Below are 15,083 nucleotides of genomic sequence, written 5' to 3' on the forward strand. Positions count from 1 at the left end.
CAGGCGAAGACGTCTTGCTGATACCGGCCGGACGACTCCAGCGAACGCAACCAACCCTCGGCCTGCTCCCCCGTGGCCCCGGTCCGCTCCGGTGGAGCGCCAGCAACTCACCCCGAACCGCCGGGGGGCCACCCGGGCGCCGCCGCCGTTGCCCACGATCGGTGGCCCGCGCGGTGCGGGAATCGCGGCGGTCACGGCGAACCACCTCAGCCATACGGTGTATGGCGCTACCATACGGCGTATGGCTGAGGGCGCAAAGTCGGTTGATCAGCGGTTGACGAGGGACGGGATTCTGCGTGCCGCGTTGCGGATCGTCGATGCCGACGGCGTCGAGTCGCTCAGCATGCGCAAACTCGCCGCCGACCTGGGCGTCAACCCGATGTCGATCTACCACCACGTGGCGAACAAGGCGGCGCTGCTCGACGGATTGACCCAGCTGATCACGCAGGGCGCCGAGCACATCGAGGTGGGCGACGGCACATGGCAGGAGCAGTTGCGGCGGTTGGCGTACGAGTTCCGCGAACTCAGCCTGGCCCACCGCAACCTGATCCGGTACGCCTTCGCGACCGACGACGTCATCCAGCGCGGCGGCCCGATGTGGCGGACCCTGTGCACCGTGCTGCGCAGCGCCGGACTTCCCGAATCCGAGGTGGAGCGCACCGGCGCGGTCCTCGCCGTGCTGGTCGGCGGCCTCCTGCACACCGAGGTGAACGGGGCGATGCGCCGGCTCGTCGGCGACGGTGAGGCCGACGACACCGGGTTCGCGCTGGCGGTGGAGTTGCTGATCGACGGCGTGGCCGCGCGCGTGCTTTGAACGTGATTTGATCCAAGTGCCGGGTAACACGTCCGAAACTTCCACCTGCGAGCATTCCGCTGCGCGATCAGGAGGTCTCTTTGTTCCTCAGCCAGCACGAGCAGGAACGCCTGCTCATCCACGTCGCGGCGGACGTCGCCCGGCGCCGGCGCGAGCGGGGTCTACGGCTCAATTACCCGGAAGCCATGGCGATCATCACGGCGTTCCTGCTCGAAGGGGCACGCGACGGGAACACCGTCGCCGAGCTGATGGACAGCGGCCGCCGGGTGCTGACCCGCGAGGACGTCCTCGAGGGAGTGCCCGAGATGCTGGCCGAGGTGCAGGTCGAGGCCACCTTCCCGGACGGCACCAAGCTGGTCACCGTGCACGGGCCGATCTCATGACGATCCCCGGCGAGATCATCCCCGGCGACGGCGACATCGAGATCAACCCGGGTCGACCGACGATCGCCCTGACCGTACGCAACACCGGCGACCGGCCCGTGCAGGTCGGCTCGCACTTCCACTTCGCCGAGTCGAACGCGGCCCTCGAGTTCGACCGCGACGCCGCCTGGGGACACCGGCTGGCCGTGCCGGCCGGGACCTCCGTGCGTTTCGAGCCGGGCATCCCCCGCGATGTCGTCCTGGTGGCGCTCGCCGGCAACCGCATCGTGCCGGGCCTGCGCGGCCTGGCCGGCGGCACGCTGGACAAGCTGCCGCCGGCGTCCGAGCCCGACCCCACCGACATCGAGCCGGCCGGCTCCCTCGACGAGGACACCGGCGAAGGCACGCACAACGGGAGCCCGCGTTGACCTTCCTCGACCGCGGTCGCTACGCCGCGCTCTACGGCCCGACCGCCGGCGACCGGGTCCGGCTCGCCGACACCAACCTGCTGATCGAGATCGAGGAGGACCGCAGCGCCGGACCACAGCCCGGCGACGAGGTCGTCTTCGGCGGCGGCAAGGTGATCCGCGAGTCGATGGGCCAGTCCCGCGCCACCCGCGCCGAGGGCACCCCGGACACCGTGATCACCGGCGTGATCGTCCTCGACCACTGGGGCATCGTCAAAGCCGACGTCGGCGTCCGCGACGGCCGGATCGTGGCGATCGGCAAGGCCGGCAACCCGGACACCATGGACGGCGTGCACCCGGAGCTGGTGATCGGCGCGAGCACCGAGATCATCGCGGGCAACGGCAAGATCCTCACGGCCGGCGCGATCGACAGCCACGTGCACCTGATCAGCCCGACCATCCTGGACACCGCGCTCGCCTCCGGCATCACCACGATCATCGGCGGCGGCACCGGGCCGGCCGAGGGCACCAAGGCCACCACGGTCACCCCGAACGCCTGGCACCTGGCCCGGATGCTCGAGTCCCTCGACACCTGGCCGATCAACGTGCTCCTGCTCGGCAAGGGCAACACGATGTCCGCCGAGTCGATGTGGGAGCAGCTGCGCGGCGGCGCCGGCGGTTTCAAGCTGCACGAGGACTGGGGTACGACCCCGGCCGCGATCGACGCCTGCCTGAGTGTGGCGGACGCGTCCGGTGTGCAGGTGGCGATCCACACGGACACGCTGAACGAGGCGGGGTTCGTCGAGGAGACCCTGCGGGCGATCGCCGGGCGTTCGATCCACGCGTACCACACCGAGGGAGCGGGCGGCGGCCACGCGCCGGACATCATCACCGTCGCGTCCCACCCGAACATCCTGCCGTCGTCGACCAACCCGACCCGGCCGTACACCCGCAACACCCTCAGCGAACACCTCGACATGCTGATGGTCTGCCACCACCTGAACTCGGCGGTGCCCGAGGACCTGGCGTTCGCCGAGAGCCGGATCCGGCCGTCCACGATGGCCGCCGAGGATGTGCTGCACGACCTGGGCGCGATCTCGATGATCGGGTCGGACTCGCAGGCCATGGGGCGGGTGGGTGAGGTGGTCACGCGTACCTGGCAGACCGCCCACGTGATGAAGGCGCGCCGCGGCGCGGCACCCGGGGACGGCGCCGCGGACAACAACCGTGCCAAGCGCTACGTCGCGAAATACACGATCTGCCCGGCGGTCGCGCACGGCATGGCCGCCCAGGTCGGCAGCATCGAGCCGGGCAAGCTGGCCGACCTGGTGCTGTGGGACCCGGCCTTCTTCGGGGTACGCCCGGCGCTCGTCATCAAGGGCGGCATGATCGCGTACGCGCAGATGGGTGACGCGAACGCCTCGATCCCGACGCCGCAGCCGATGCTGCCCCGGCCGATGTTCGGCTCGTACGGCGTTGTGCCGTCGCAGACCTCCGTGGCCTTCGTGGCTCCGGCCGCGATCGATGCGCTGCTCAGCGACCGGATCGAGGTCAAGCGGGCGCTGGTGCCGGTCGGCGACACCCGCTCGGTGGGCAAGGCCGACATGCCGCTCAACGACGCGATGCCGCGGATCGAGGTCAAGGCCGACACCTTCGAGGTCCGGATCGACGGCGAGGTCGTCGAACCCGACCCGGTCTCGGAACTGCCCATGGCCCAGCGGTACTTCCTGTTCTGATGAGTCTGGCGACCCTGCTGTTGCTCGCCGACGGGCGGCTGCCGTCCGGAGGCCACGCGCACTCCGGTGGGCTGGAGGCGCAGATCGCCGGCGGCCGGGTCAAGGAGATCAGCGGGCTGGACGGCTTCCTGCGCGGCAAGCTCGCCACCGGAGGGCTGGTGTCGGCGGCCTTCGCGGCTGCGGCCTGCTCCGATGTGTCCCGCTGGTCCGCGCTGGACGCGGGTCTCGACGCGCGGACGCCGTCGCCGGCTCTGCGGAAGGCGTCCCGGGCTCAGGGACGGGCGCTGTTGCGGGCCGGGCGCGCGATGTGGCCGGTCGCGGCGGTGGGCCGGGACCCGCATCAGCCGGTTGCGCTGGGTGCGCTGGCGGCGGCAGCCGGGCTGGCGCCCGTTCAGGCCGCGGTCGCTGCGGCGCACGGCAGCATCACCGGTCCGGCCAGTGCGGCGGTCCGGCTCCTCGGACTTGATCCGTACGCGGTGCACGCGCTCCTGGCGCGACTAGCCCCTGACTGTGACCGGGTCGCGGAAGTCGCCGCGGCCCGGTGTGCGGACCCGGTCGACGAACTGCCGGCCGCGGGAGCTCCCCTGCTCGACATCGGCGCCGAGCACCACGCCACCTGGGAGGTGCGTCTCTTTGCATCCTGAACTGCACGAACATGGCCCCGATGAGGTCCCCCACACCCACCCCGAACCGGGGGTGGATCCGCACGCGCCGCTGCACAGTGGCGCCCGGGCCCTGCGCATCGGTATCGGCGGCCCGGTCGGCTCCGGCAAGACGGCGCTGGTCGCGGCGCTGTGCCGGGCGCTCGGCGAGGAACTGCGGCTCGCGGTGGTGACCAACGACATCTACACCACCGAGGACGCCGACTTCCTGCTCCGCAACGGGGTGCTGCCGGCCGAGCGGATCCGGGCGGTCGAGACCGGGTGCTGCCCGCACACGGCCATCCGGGACGACATCTCGGCGAACCTGGACGCGGTCGAGGACCTCGAGATCGAACTCGGGCCGCTCGACCTCGTACTGGTCGAGAGCGGTGGCGACAACCTGACCGCGACGTTCAGCAAGGGCCTGATCGACCAGCAGATCTTCGTGGTCGACGTGGCCGGCGGCGACAAGGTGCCCCGCAAGGGCGGCCCCGGCGTCACCACGGCCGACCTGCTCGTGATCAACAAGACGGACCTCGCTCCGCTGGTCGGCGCCGACCTGTCAGTGATGGAGCGCGACGCCGCTGCCCGGCGCGGCGACCTGCCGACGGTCTTCCTGTCGCTGGCCGAGGACAAGGCCGCCACCCCGGTCGCCGACTGGATCCGCGGCCTGGTCGCGGCACGCGTCGCTCCCGCCGGACGCTGATGCGGGCGTCGGCGTCGATCGTCGCGGAGGCGGACGGGCGCGGTGGCACGCGCCTCGCCGTGCTGAAGGGCGAGTCGCCGCTGTTGCTGCGCCGGACCGGGCCGCGGGACGCCGGCCGGATGACCGTGCATCTGGTCAGCGGGGGCGCTGGCCCGCTGCGTGGTGACGAGCTCGATCTGGACATCGAGGTGGCGGCCGGCGCCTGGCTGGAGATCCGCAGCGTCGCGGCGTCGCTGGCGCTGCCCGGACGGGCCGGGCTTCCAGCGTCCCGGTTGACGGTCACCGCGCGGGTGGCGGCCGGGGCGACGCTGCGCTACCAGCCCGAACCGCTGATCGCCGCGGCCGGGTGTGACCACGTGGCGGTCACCCGGGTCGACGTCGACGAGGGCGGCATCCTGCTCTGGCGGGACGATCTGGTCTGCGGACGGCATGCGGAGCCGTCCGGGGACGTCGTCGCCGACACGACGATCCGGTATGCCGGCTCGACCCTCTATCGCCACGAGCTCGCCGTCGGGCCCCGCGCGCCGGGATGGTCGGGCGCCGCGGTGCTGGGCGGCGGCCGGGCCGTCGGGACGGTGGTCGCGGCCGGGCCGGGCGTGTCCGCAAGCGCATCGGTCCCGGCGCCGGACGCCGCGGTGATGCCGCTGGCCGGGCCGGGAGTGCTGGTCACCGTGGTGGGCGCGGACAGCCGGCAGGTGAGCGCGGTGCTGGACCCGTTCTGTGCCGGGCACCTGCCGGGCAGGCGATGAGGGCGGCCGCAGCCGCCCTCATCCAGGTCTCCGTGTGCTCAGGCCGCGACCGCGATGGGTACGCCGTGACTGTCGGTGAGTGCCAGCCGGGTGTGAAGGCTGCCCTGTTGCGCCACTTTGGCGAAGTACTCGGAACGGCGCCGTTGCAGGCAGCCCTTCCGGGTACGGGGTCCGCCCGCCGCCACCGTCAGGAGTTCCGGCGCCAGCGAGCTGTTCAGGCCCTCTCGCAGCAGGCGCAACGCCTCCGTGCGCAGCTGTGAGATCCGGGACTCGGTGACGCCGAGCCGGGCCGCCACCTCGCTCAGCGGCTGTTCCTGCAGGAAGGACTCCTGCACGACCTGGCGCAACCGTTCCGGCAACGCCTGGATGGCCTGATGCAGATAGCCGAGCCGTTCCCGCTTGAGCAGCAGATCCTCCGGTCCTTCGGACAGTTCCGGCACCATCTCCTCGGCCGCCCCGGTGGGGAAGCCCTGCAGGCTGAGCAGGGAGGCCTTCTGCACGTCGTCCTCGACGCTGGCCAGCTCGGACACCCCGATCCCGAGCACCTCGGCCACCTCGGCATCGCTCGGTGTCCGGCCGAGCGCGGCGGTCAGCTCCTGGCGGGCAGTGGCCGCGCGCCGGGCACGTGCCCGCACGGACCGGCTGGCCCAGTCCTGGCCGCGGAGCTCGTCCAGCAGAGCGCCGCGGATCCGGACCGCGGCGAAACGATGGAACGGGATGCCACGGGTCACGTCGAAGGAGCGGGCCGCGCCGAGCAGGGCCGCGAACCCGGCTGACGAGAGGTCATCTGCGTGGACATGGCCGGGTACCCGGTTGAGCAGTTCCCGGACCAGATGGCCAACCATCGGCATGTTTTCGCGGATCAGGTCCTCGATGTCGCGCCCCGAGGGCACGTCGTGGGCGGTGCCGATGGTGGCGGGGAGTTCGGTCGTGGTGGTCACGTAGTCCTCCTCGCTCGTACGAACCGGCTGGTGAAAACCGGCTGACGAGAAGAACAGTGGCCGCCGTAAGGTGCAGCGGAGCCCGAACTCGGTTGCTTTTGTGGAGTTTTTTCACGAAAAGCCTCAGGCCCATGTGGACCAGCGCGGACCCCGCGCCGGCCCGGCCACGAAGGCCGGGCCGTGCGGTCAGTGCAGGACCGGCATCCGAGGCGCGAGGACCTCGGTCAGTTCGGTGTGCACCCACGCCATCCGCTGCACCGCGACGTCCGGGTGGTCACCGAACTCGGTGGCGACGCCGGCCGCGCAGCCGTCACTGCCGTGACGGAGGATCATCGTGGTGATCGCCTGCTCGACGGTCTCCCGGTTGGGGCACTCGGACGGCTGAAGGCACGAGACGAACAGTGCCTCGGCAGCCAGATCCCTGACTGTGCTGATCATGTCGAACTCCCCGATGTCGACGACCTGCTAAAACTCCGGCTGAAACCCCCGCGCCGGGTGGGTGGTCATCGCCCATCATCCCCGCGGGTCGCATGCCGGCCGGCAGCCACGCCGTGCGAAAGTGCCGCAATCGAGACGTCGTCGCCCTCGTGCGGATCGGAGCAGAAGCGCCTGTCGGTATCGACTTCACCGTAACGCGGCGATCGGGTGTTCGGCCTGAGGTTTTCACCGGTGCCCACTCGATCGCCGCGTCGCGTCACTCTCCGTCCGTGCAGTCCGCCGGGTCGCAGTCGTTGTTGTCCAGCGACGCCCCCGGGTCCACCGGCGGCGGCGACTTGCTGGGACTCGGATCCGGGTCCGGCGACTCCGACTCGTCCGGCGGGTTCGGCTCGACCGAGATCGACGGGCCGGGATCATCGGGGCTCGCCGAGGTCGAAGGACTGTTGCTCGTACCGGGGTTCGGCTTCACCGAGGGCTTGGTGCTCGTGCCGCGGCTCGGCGAGGCGGTCGGCCTGATCACCACGTTGCCGCTGGGCCCGATCGAGACGCCCGGGGGCGGCGTGGTGTTCACGTCGCCGAGCCGGACGTTGCCGTCGGACAGGTGCTCGACCGGCCGGGACGGCTCACCCGGCTCGCTGGACACGTACGTCTCGCAGGTCTCGCCGTTGAGCTTGAAGACCATCGGCGCCGCGTTGCTCTCCACGTAGCGGCCGGTGATCTGCATGGTCGCGGTGCGCTGCGACGCCAGCGGGCCGGCCGAGTGCACCGTGACGGCCTGGTCCTGCTGGTCCAGGTCGACCTTGTTGTTGCCGGAGACGACCTGGTCGCCGGGGAGCAGGAACCACAGGTTCCAGTCGTCGACCGGCTTGTCCGCCCGGTTCGCCAGGGTCACCTGAGCCTTGAACTTGCCCTTGTCGTCGGACCAGACCGCGTAACTGACCACGCACTGGCCGGCGGCCGGGATGACGCTGGGCTGCGGCTCGGTGGTCGCGCCGACAGCCTTGTTGTCGCGCGGCTGCCCGATCGCGGTCCACCCCCAGGTGAGCGCGCTGAGCAGGGCGACCGTGCCGGCGACCACCACGACGCGCCGGACCCGCACCTGGGTCCGGCTGGTGGCCGGCGGACGGCCGGGCGGCGACCCGGCCGGCGGCCCACCGGCACCGGGCCGCAACGGCGGCTGTGAGCTCGCTGAGCGCACCGGAGCCGGGTCGGGCACCGGCGGCTCGGCCGGCGGCGCTCCGGGCTCTGTGACGGCTCCTGCGACCACGGGATGCACCGCGTCCGGGTCGGTCACGGCGTCCTTGTTCACCGTGCCGAGTTCGGCGAAGCCGGTGTACGGGTACCCCGAGGGGAGGATGAAGGTGTCCTCGCCGTCCTCCCAGTTCGCGTCGAACCCGGAGGTGATCAGCGGGGCCTGGGCCGAGACACCGGCCAGCACATGTGCCATCTCGGCGCTGGACGGCCGGTCGGCCGGGCGCTTCTCCAGGCAGCGGCCGATCAATGCGTCCACCTGGGGTGGCAGCCCGTCGACGGGCGGCATCGGCTCGGGCTCGGTGTACTGGTGGGCGCGCAGCAGCGCGGTCGTGGTGCCCACGTCCCACGGCAGCTGGCCGATCAGCATCCGGTAGATCAGCAGGCCCACCGCGTAGACGTCGGTGGCCGGGCTGACCTGACCGCCCTCCAGGCGCTCGGGCGCCAGGTAGGCCGGGGTGCCCAGCAGGCTGCCGTCGTCGTCGGTGTCGTTCTCCCCGATCAGCGCGGAGATGCCGAAGTCGACCACCTTGGCGCCGCTCGCGGTGAGCATGACGTTGGCCGGGGTCACGTCGCGGTGCACGATGCCCCGCGCGTGGGCAGCCGCCAGCGCGGCCGCGACCTCGGCGCTGATCCGCACCGCGGTAGGCCACGGCAGCAGCCGGACCCGGGCCAGGACAGCCGCCAGCGACTCGCCGTCCACCAGCTCCATCACGACATACGGCACCGGCTCGCCGTCGACCGTGGTCGCCTCGCCGTAGTCGTACACATTCGTGATGTGCGGGTGCGTGAGCCGCGCCGCGGCCTGTGCCTCCGCACGCAGTCTGCGTCGGAACGAGGGATCGGCGCTCGTCGAGGGCGGCAGGACCTTGACGGCGACCTGACGCCCCAGCACTTCGTCGAACCCTCGCCATACCACTGACATCCCGCCGGCGCCGAGACGCTCGACCAGTCGGTAGCGACCGGCGAGCAGCCCCGAACCGGGCAGGTCCGTCGTGCTCATGTGCCCCCACATGCGCGCTTCGAGGAAAACGCCGGACCGCACCGCCATGCCGCCCGACGCCGGGCGAGTCGGGCCCACCACCGGACCCCGAGCATCCCCCATCGACGGCGAGGATGTTAGTCCCTATCGGTCACCAGTTCGACCCGGGATAGCAGGATCTACCAGGCACTAGTTACGGTCAGTTCGGTTTTGTAACCGGGTTGGGTAGGCCAGGTCACGCTCCTGAGGCGGGTTGACCGGCACTACGCGCACACGTAGCGCCACAACAAGGCCCGATTCGTCGGAACTTGCACCTTCAACCTGACGAACGATCAATTCACGAACGGTCAACATCTCGCTACGCAGAGAGATCGACTGTGTCCAAGATCTGTCAGTGGGATCAGCCACGCGTTCGGGAGACGGTGAGGCTCCGCCGGACCGCCGCAACTGCCCCTGAAGCGGGCGAATGCGGCAGCATCCGCCCCGCCGTCACCGGCACCCCGCCGGCCGGGACCGCGTCCAGTTCGGCGAGCAGCGCCCGCATCGGCGCCCAGTTCTCGTAGATCACCAGCAGCACGTCACCGGGACCGGCCAGCCGCAGCGCGCGGGTGACTGCGTCGCGGTAGCCGTCCGCGCGGACCGCGCTCATCTCCGAACGGCGCGCCCGCATCTCGCGCTCGACGAGGGCGGAGACCTCGCCCGGCGCGCGGCCCCGCAGGTCGCAGTCGTCGTAGAGGACGGCGCGGGTCACCCCGTCGGCGAGCACCTGGGCGGAAGCGGCCAGCAGGTCGTCCCGGCGGTCTCCGGGCAGGGTGACCGCCGCTACGCAGCGTTCGGCACCCCAGAGCCGGTGAAGAGTACGGAGCGTAGCGGCGAGAGCTGCTGGATTGTGGGCATAGTCCAGAAAAATTGAGACCTCACCGTGACGGAACAGCGTCCCGCGACCCGGGTTCTCGGCGCTCGGGTCGAATTCGGCGAGCCGGTCCACCAGTGTCTCCGGGCGGGCGCCGAGAGCCCGGGCGGCAGCGATGGCGGCCAGGGTGTTCGCCGCCACGTGCAATGCCGCTCCCCCGTACGCGCCGGGCACCTCGGCCAGCCGCACCAGCGGGGTGCGCCGCGCGCCGGTCGCCTGCACCAGCCAGCCGTCATGCAGCACGTACGCCGTGGACCCACGGGCCAGATGGTCGGTGATCACCGGGTTGCCGGCGTCCAGGCCGAACCAGACGAGGCGTTTGCGGTCCGCGCGCACCCGCGGCCGGTCGGCCAGACTGCGCACCCACGGGTCGTCGGCGTTCAGGACCAGCGTGCCGCCGTCCCGGACCCGTTCCGCCACCACCGCCTTGACGTGCGCCAGGTCCTCGATCGAGTCCAGCCCGTCCTGGCCGAGGTGATCCGCCGTGATGTTGGTGATCACGCCCACGTCCGACCAGTCGTAGCCGAGCCCGCGCCGCAGCAGCCCGCCGCGCGCGGTCTCCAGGACCGCCGCCTCCACCTGCGGGTCGCCGAGCACCATCTGCGCCGACCGCGGCCCGGTCGCGTCCGAGACGTGGATCGTCCGGCCGTCGATGCTGACGCCGTCGGTGCTGGCCACGCCGACCCGGGTGCCGCTGCCGCCGAGCAGGTGGGCGGTGAGCCGGGTGACGGTGGTCTTGCCGTTGGTCCCGGTCACCGCCACGGTCGGGATCCGCCCGTCCGAGCCGCTGGGGAACATCGCCCGCACGATCGCGTCGCCCACGTCCCGGGCCCGGCCGTGCACCGGGGCCAGGTGCATCCGCAACCCCGGTACGGCGTTCACCTCGATCACCCCGGCGGCGACCTCGTCCGGGTCACCGGCCGGCGGCACCGGCGCCGCGATGTCCGGCAGCCGCAGGTCGATCCCGGCGATGTCCAGCCCGACCAGCGCGGCGACCCGCTGGCACAGCAGGGTCACGTCCGGATGGACCTGGTCGGTGACGTCCCGGCTGGTGCCGCCGGTGGAAAGGTTGGCGTTGTCGCGCAGCCACACGGTCGCGCCGTCGGCCGGCACGTCGTCCGGGGTGAGTCCCCGGCCGGCGAGCAACTGTTCGTCCAGCTCGATCCGGGTGAGCATCCGGGAGTGGCCGGCGCCGCGGCGCGGGTCCGCGTTGGTGCGGTCGACCAGCTCCCGGATCGTGGCCCGGCCGTCGCCGATCACGTGCGCGGCGATCCGCTCGGCGGCCGCCACCACCTCGCCGGCGACCACCAGGACCCGGTAGTCGCGGCCGCCGAGTTGCCGCTCGACGACCACGTCGTTGCCCGCCTGCGTGCAGGCCCGTTCCACCTCGGCGGGGGTGGTGAGGTTCAGCGCGACGTTGCGGCCGTGGTGACCGTGCCGGGGTTTCACCACCACCGGGGACCCGAGCGCGGCCAGCAGGCGTACCGCCTCGGCCGGGCCGGACGCCGCGCCGCCCGGCGGGACCGGGACGCCCGCCTCGCTGAGCAGGCGGCGGGTGACCTGTTTGTCGCCGGCGATGTCGACGCCGACGCCGCTGGTCCGGTCGGTCATCGCGGCCCAGGCCAGCCGGCGGCGTACGCCCCACCCGAGCCGGACCAGGCTGAGGTCGTCGAAACGTTCCACCGGGATGCCGCGGCGGCGTGCGGCGGCGATGATCGACCGGGTGCTGGGCCCGGTCGCCTCCCGCTCGGCGAGTGCCGCCAGGTCGCGCAGGCGCTCGGCCATGGCGGACGCGGTCGGGCCGGGGTTGCCCTCGTACACCTCCAGGACCAGGCGGATCGCGGCGTCCAGGAGCTCGTGCGGCACCCGCGACTCCGGCGACTCGTCCACCGGGCACTCGACGATCACGTCGTACACGCCGGGCTCACCGGCCGCGACGGTCCGGCCGAAGCTCACGTCCCGCCCGATCAGCTGGGAGAGTTCGATGCAGACGTGCTCGGTGACGTGCCCGAAGTAGGTGCCGTTGCGGAGCCGGCTGACGAACCCCCCGGGCGCCCCGGCCGCACAGTGGTGCTCGGCGAGCCCGGGCAGCGCCCGCAGCAGCCGCTCGGTGAAGCCGGTGACGTCGCAGGTCTCCTGCCCGGTCAGCTCCGCCAGCCGCAGCCGGGCGACCATCGCCGGACGGGACAGATAGACGTTGGGGCCGCGCAGGCGGCGCAGCGTTTCGATCTTCATGCGGCTCGTCCCCGTTCTGCGGCCGGTTGACGGCCCATGAGATGGAAGGTGTAGCCGGCCGGCAGCACGTGGATTCGTGCCCCGGCCAGGGCGATCGGCCCGGTCGGCGGAACCCGGATGTCGGTGGCGCACCCGGCGTCGACGACCGTGACCGCGCCGTTGCCGAGCACCTCGAACCGGTCGCCGTCGGTCAATATCGCGGTGTCCTCGTCGATGCCCACGCCGAGCTCGTGCGGGTAGCGGGCGACCGCGCCGAGCAGACGGTTCAGCCGGCCGCGTTCGGCGAAGTGCTGGTCGATCAGGACCCCGGGCAGGAATTCCAGGCCCGGGCCGGTCGAAACCCCGCCGGGGCCGTCACCTCCGGTGATCATGGTGCCGGACATCATGGCCGCGCCCGCGCTGGTCCCGGCGAGCACCACCGAGCCGTCGCCGACCAGCGCCTGTAGCAGCGAGTCGGCGGTCGTGCCACCGATCACCCGGGTGATCCGCTCCTGGTCGCCGCCGGTGAAGAAGACCCCGGTGGCCGGGCGCAGCACCGGCTCGACGCCGGGCGCGTTCGCCTCGCTGCGGGAGGAGAGACGCAGGGGTCGTACCTCGCCGGCGCCGAGGGCGAGGAACTTCTCGATGTACGCGGCCTCGGCGGTCTCCGGCGTCTCGCTGGCCGTCGCGATCACCACGATCCGGGCGGCCGCGGAACCGGCCAGCTCGACGAACCGTTGGAGCAGGGCCGGCCCGGCGGCCCCACCCATGATCAGAAGCCGGCCATCCACCGCTCCTCCTCAGTGACTACTGCTGAGGATATTCGGAACAAATACGAAACATCTGGCTAATCGGTGTTGTGTGACAGGAGGTGCTTGACTTCCGGCGGCCCCTCGGCCAGCGCGATCAGCCGCTCCTCGGCCCGCTCGTCCTCGCCGGTCAGCCGGCCCTCGTGCTGGCGCAGATGCTCGGCCCAGGTCGGCACCAGGTAGACCTCGACGAAGATCGCCGGGTCCGCGCCGTCGCGGAACAGCCCCCACTGCGTGGCCCCGGTACGCTGCCGCGACCAGCGCAGCTCGTGCATCCCGGCGGCGAAAGTCTCGGTGTTCGCCTCGGGCACCCGCCAGGTCGCCGAGACCAGCACCGGGCCGTCGTCCAGGTGCGGTTCGATCATGAGGTGCGGTTCGGCCCAGAAGACGGCCGGGGCGGGGTCGCGCTCCTCGTGGGTGTGCACGGGCAGGATCCGTACGCTCAAGGTGCCGGCGACCATCACCGCCGCGGCCACGCCGAACGTCTCGGTGAGGCCGAAGGCCTCGGCGACCTGGCCCCACAGCAGCGCGCCGACCGCCTGCCCACCGGCGAAGCAGAGCTGGTAGATGGCGAGCGCGCGGGCACGCACCCAGTTCGGCAGCAGCAGCTGCAGTGCCGCGTTCATCCGCGACACCAGCATCATCCAGGCCAGACCCGCGCCGACCAGCGCCACCGTGACGGCGACCCGGTCCGGCACGAGCGCGATGACCGCCAGCGCGGCGCCGTAGATCAGCCCGGTCCCGGCGATCATCTGGTTGGTGCGGAACCGCACGCGTACCCGCGGCATCAGCAGCGCGCCCACGATCGCGCCCACGCCCAGCGCTGCCAGCAGCACGCCGTAGCCGCTCGCGCCCATCCCGAGTTCCTCGCGGGCGATCAGCGGCAGCAGGCCCCAGATCGCGCTGCCGGGAAGCACGAACAGCACGACACGGCCCAGGATCCGCCGGATCGACGGCGAGTAGCGCACGTAGCGCCCGCCGGCCCGCAGCGCCGAGCCGAAATGCTCCGGGTGCCCGGAGAGCGTCCGGGCCGGGCGCCGCCAGAGGAGCAGCACCAGCGCGAACACCGCGAAGGAGAGGGCGTTCAGCGCGAAGACCGCGGCCGGGCCGAGATGCGCCACCAGCAGGCCGCCGACCGCGGGCCCGGCGGACCGGGCCAGGTTGGTGTTGATCGCGCCGAGCGCGGACGCGGCCGGCAGCTGGTCGTGCGGCACCACCTCGGGAATCAGCGCCTGCCACGACGGCAGCGTCAGCGCCTGCCCGACCCCGAGCAGGAACGTGAAGATCAACAGCAGCGGAGGCGGCATCCGGTCCAGCGCGGTGAGCGCGGCCAGCACCGCGCCCACCCCGAAGAGCCCGATCTGTACGCCGAGCAGCATCCGCCGCCGGTCCAGCGTGTCCGCCAGCGCCCCGGACGGCAGGGCGAAGAGCAGCACCGGCAGCATGGTGACCGCCTGCACCAGACTGACCCAGGTCGCCGCGCCGGGCTCGTGCACCACCAGCCATTGCGCGCCGACGGTCTGCATCCAGGTGCCGACGTTGCTGGCGAGCACGGCCAGCCAGAGCATCCGGAAGACGGGCTGCCGCAGGGGCGCCCACGGGTCGTTGTCGGTCACCTCCGCCGGGTACCCGGTCCCGGCCGCGGCACCACGGCACGCTTGTCGGTGATCGTGTGCCCCTCCGCACAGCGCATCTCGACGCGCACCTCGGCGCCGCAGTCGCGGTGGGCGTACTGGATCGGCGGCCCCTCCGGATCGGCCAGGTAGCGGTTGCCCCACTCGGCGACCGCGATCAGCACCGGGTAGAGGTCGAAGCCCTTCTCGGTCAGCCGGTACTCATGGCGCACCCGGGCGCCGGGCTCCCGGTACGGCGCTCGCCGCAGCACCCCGTGCTCGACCAGCAGGGCGAGCCGGTTGGTCAGCACCTGGCGCGGGATGCCGGTGCGCACCCGCATGTCGTCGAAGCGCCGCAGCCCGCTGAAGACCTCGCGCAGCACCACGATCGTCCACTTCTCGCCGAGGATCGCCATCGCCCGGCTGATCGTGCAGTTGTCGACGGACCAGTCGAGGGCTGTGACATTTGCGACCATGCCGACGAGGCTAGGTCTCGTTGACAGACGC

General features: G+C 72.0%; 14 protein-coding genes. 7 read left to right on the top strand and 7 right to left on the bottom strand.

The window, feature by feature from the left end; translation table 11 throughout:
- Positions 1-241 precede the first annotated feature (241 nt).
- From OHA21_RS28830 to OHA21_RS28860, 7 genes are all read left to right on the top strand, one after another.
- Entirely contained in the window at positions 242-814 is a 573-nt protein-coding gene (locus tag OHA21_RS28830; protein WP_328460077.1) for a TetR family transcriptional regulator, read from the top strand.
- Positions 815-894: 80 nt separating this feature from the next.
- Positions 895-1,197 carry an urease subunit gamma gene (locus OHA21_RS28835; RefSeq protein ID WP_328460079.1) on the top strand — a complete coding sequence of 101 codons (303 nt, stop codon included), beginning with the start codon at positions 895-897 and terminating at the stop codon, positions 1,195-1,197.
- Positions 1,194-1,604 (top strand): urease subunit beta, encoded by a 411-nt coding sequence (locus tag OHA21_RS28840; RefSeq protein WP_328460081.1) that lies wholly within the window; start codon positions 1,194-1,196, stop codon positions 1,602-1,604. The genes OHA21_RS28835 and OHA21_RS28840 overlap by 4 nt, the downstream gene beginning before the upstream one ends.
- Positions 1,601-3,319 (top strand): urease subunit alpha, encoded by a 1,719-nt coding sequence (locus tag OHA21_RS28845; RefSeq protein ID WP_328460083.1) that lies wholly within the window; start codon positions 1,601-1,603, stop codon positions 3,317-3,319. The genes OHA21_RS28840 and OHA21_RS28845 overlap by 4 nt, the downstream gene beginning before the upstream one ends.
- On the top strand, positions 3,319-3,963 hold the full coding sequence (locus OHA21_RS28850) for an urease accessory protein UreF (protein WP_328460085.1): 645 nt from the start codon (positions 3,319-3,321) through the stop codon (positions 3,961-3,963). Before OHA21_RS28845 ends, OHA21_RS28850 begins: the two co-directional genes overlap by 1 nt.
- Positions 3,953-4,666: an urease accessory protein UreG gene (ureG, locus tag OHA21_RS28855; RefSeq protein WP_328460087.1), complete on the top strand. Its 714-nt coding sequence runs from the start codon at positions 3,953-3,955 to the stop codon at positions 4,664-4,666. Before OHA21_RS28850 ends, ureG begins: the two co-directional genes overlap by 11 nt.
- Positions 4,666-5,415: an urease accessory protein UreD gene (locus OHA21_RS28860; protein ID WP_328460089.1), complete on the top strand. Its 750-nt coding sequence runs from the start codon at positions 4,666-4,668 to the stop codon at positions 5,413-5,415. Before ureG ends, OHA21_RS28860 begins: the two co-directional genes overlap by 1 nt.
- 38 nt (positions 5,416-5,453) lie before the next feature.
- Here the strand turns inward: OHA21_RS28860 and OHA21_RS28865 are convergent, their stop codons facing one another.
- The 7 genes from OHA21_RS28865 to OHA21_RS28895 all read right to left on the bottom strand — a co-directional run bounded on the left by OHA21_RS28865 (position 5,454) and on the right by OHA21_RS28895 (position 15,052).
- Positions 5,454-6,356, bottom strand: a complete 903-nt coding sequence (locus OHA21_RS28865; protein ID WP_328460091.1) for a sigma-70 family RNA polymerase sigma factor — start codon at positions 6,354-6,356, stop codon at positions 5,454-5,456.
- 186 nt (positions 6,357-6,542) lie between these two features.
- The gene (locus OHA21_RS28870) at positions 6,543-6,794 is read right to left on the bottom strand and encodes a hypothetical protein (protein WP_328460093.1); all 252 of its coding nucleotides are present in this window, start codon (positions 6,792-6,794) and stop codon (positions 6,543-6,545) included.
- Positions 6,795-7,050: 256 nt separating this feature from the next.
- On the bottom strand, positions 7,051-9,048 hold the full coding sequence (locus OHA21_RS28875) for a serine/threonine-protein kinase (RefSeq protein ID WP_328460095.1): 1,998 nt from the start codon (positions 9,046-9,048) through the stop codon (positions 7,051-7,053).
- A gap of 379 nt (positions 9,049-9,427) precedes the next feature.
- Positions 9,428-12,175, bottom strand: coding sequence for a cyanophycin synthetase (gene cphA, locus OHA21_RS28880; RefSeq protein ID WP_328460097.1), 2,748 nt, complete (start codon positions 12,173-12,175; stop codon positions 9,428-9,430).
- On the bottom strand, positions 12,172-12,945 hold the full coding sequence (locus OHA21_RS28885) for a cyanophycinase (protein ID WP_328460099.1): 774 nt from the start codon (positions 12,943-12,945) through the stop codon (positions 12,172-12,174). Before OHA21_RS28885 ends, cphA begins: the two co-directional genes overlap by 4 nt.
- 56 nt (positions 12,946-13,001) lie before the next feature.
- A complete protein-coding gene (locus OHA21_RS28890) occupies positions 13,002-14,579 on the bottom strand; it encodes an MFS transporter (protein WP_328460101.1) in 1,578 nt (525 codons plus the stop codon).
- A complete protein-coding gene (locus OHA21_RS28895; RefSeq protein WP_328460103.1) occupies positions 14,576-15,052 on the bottom strand; it encodes a winged helix-turn-helix transcriptional regulator in 477 nt (158 codons plus the stop codon). The genes OHA21_RS28890 and OHA21_RS28895 overlap by 4 nt, the downstream gene beginning before the upstream one ends.
- Positions 15,053-15,083: the final 31 nt, after the last annotated feature.

This window comes from Actinoplanes sp. NBC_00393, assembly GCF_036053395.1.
Taxonomy (GTDB): Bacteria; Actinomycetota; Actinomycetes; order Mycobacteriales; family Micromonosporaceae; genus Actinoplanes.

What these genes read in the sequence shown, in the direction of transcription:
- OHA21_RS28830 (WP_328460077.1), top strand. Translation starts at nt 242, where the DNA reads ATGGCTGAGGGCGCAAAGTCGGTTGATCAGCGGTTGACGAGGGACGGG.
- OHA21_RS28840 (WP_328460081.1), top strand. Translation starts at nt 1,194, where the DNA reads ATGACGATCCCCGGCGAGATCATCCCCGGCGACGGCGACATCGAGATC.
- OHA21_RS28850 (WP_328460085.1), top strand. Translation starts at nt 3,319, where the DNA reads ATGAGTCTGGCGACCCTGCTGTTGCTCGCCGACGGGCGGCTGCCGTCC.
- OHA21_RS28860 (WP_328460089.1), top strand. Translation starts at nt 4,666, where the DNA reads ATGCGGGCGTCGGCGTCGATCGTCGCGGAGGCGGACGGGCGCGGTGGC.
- OHA21_RS28870 (WP_328460093.1), bottom strand. Translation starts at nt 6,794, where the DNA reads ATGATCAGCACAGTCAGGGATCTGGCTGCCGAGGCACTGTTCGTCTCG.
- OHA21_RS28875 (WP_328460095.1), bottom strand. Translation starts at nt 9,048, where the DNA reads ATGAGCACGACGGACCTGCCCGGTTCGGGGCTGCTCGCCGGTCGCTAC.
- cphA (WP_328460097.1), bottom strand. Translation starts at nt 12,175, where the DNA reads ATGAAGATCGAAACGCTGCGCCGCCTGCGCGGCCCCAACGTCTATCTG.
- OHA21_RS28895 (WP_328460103.1), bottom strand. Translation starts at nt 15,052, where the DNA reads ATGGTCGCAAATGTCACAGCCCTCGACTGGTCCGTCGACAACTGCACG.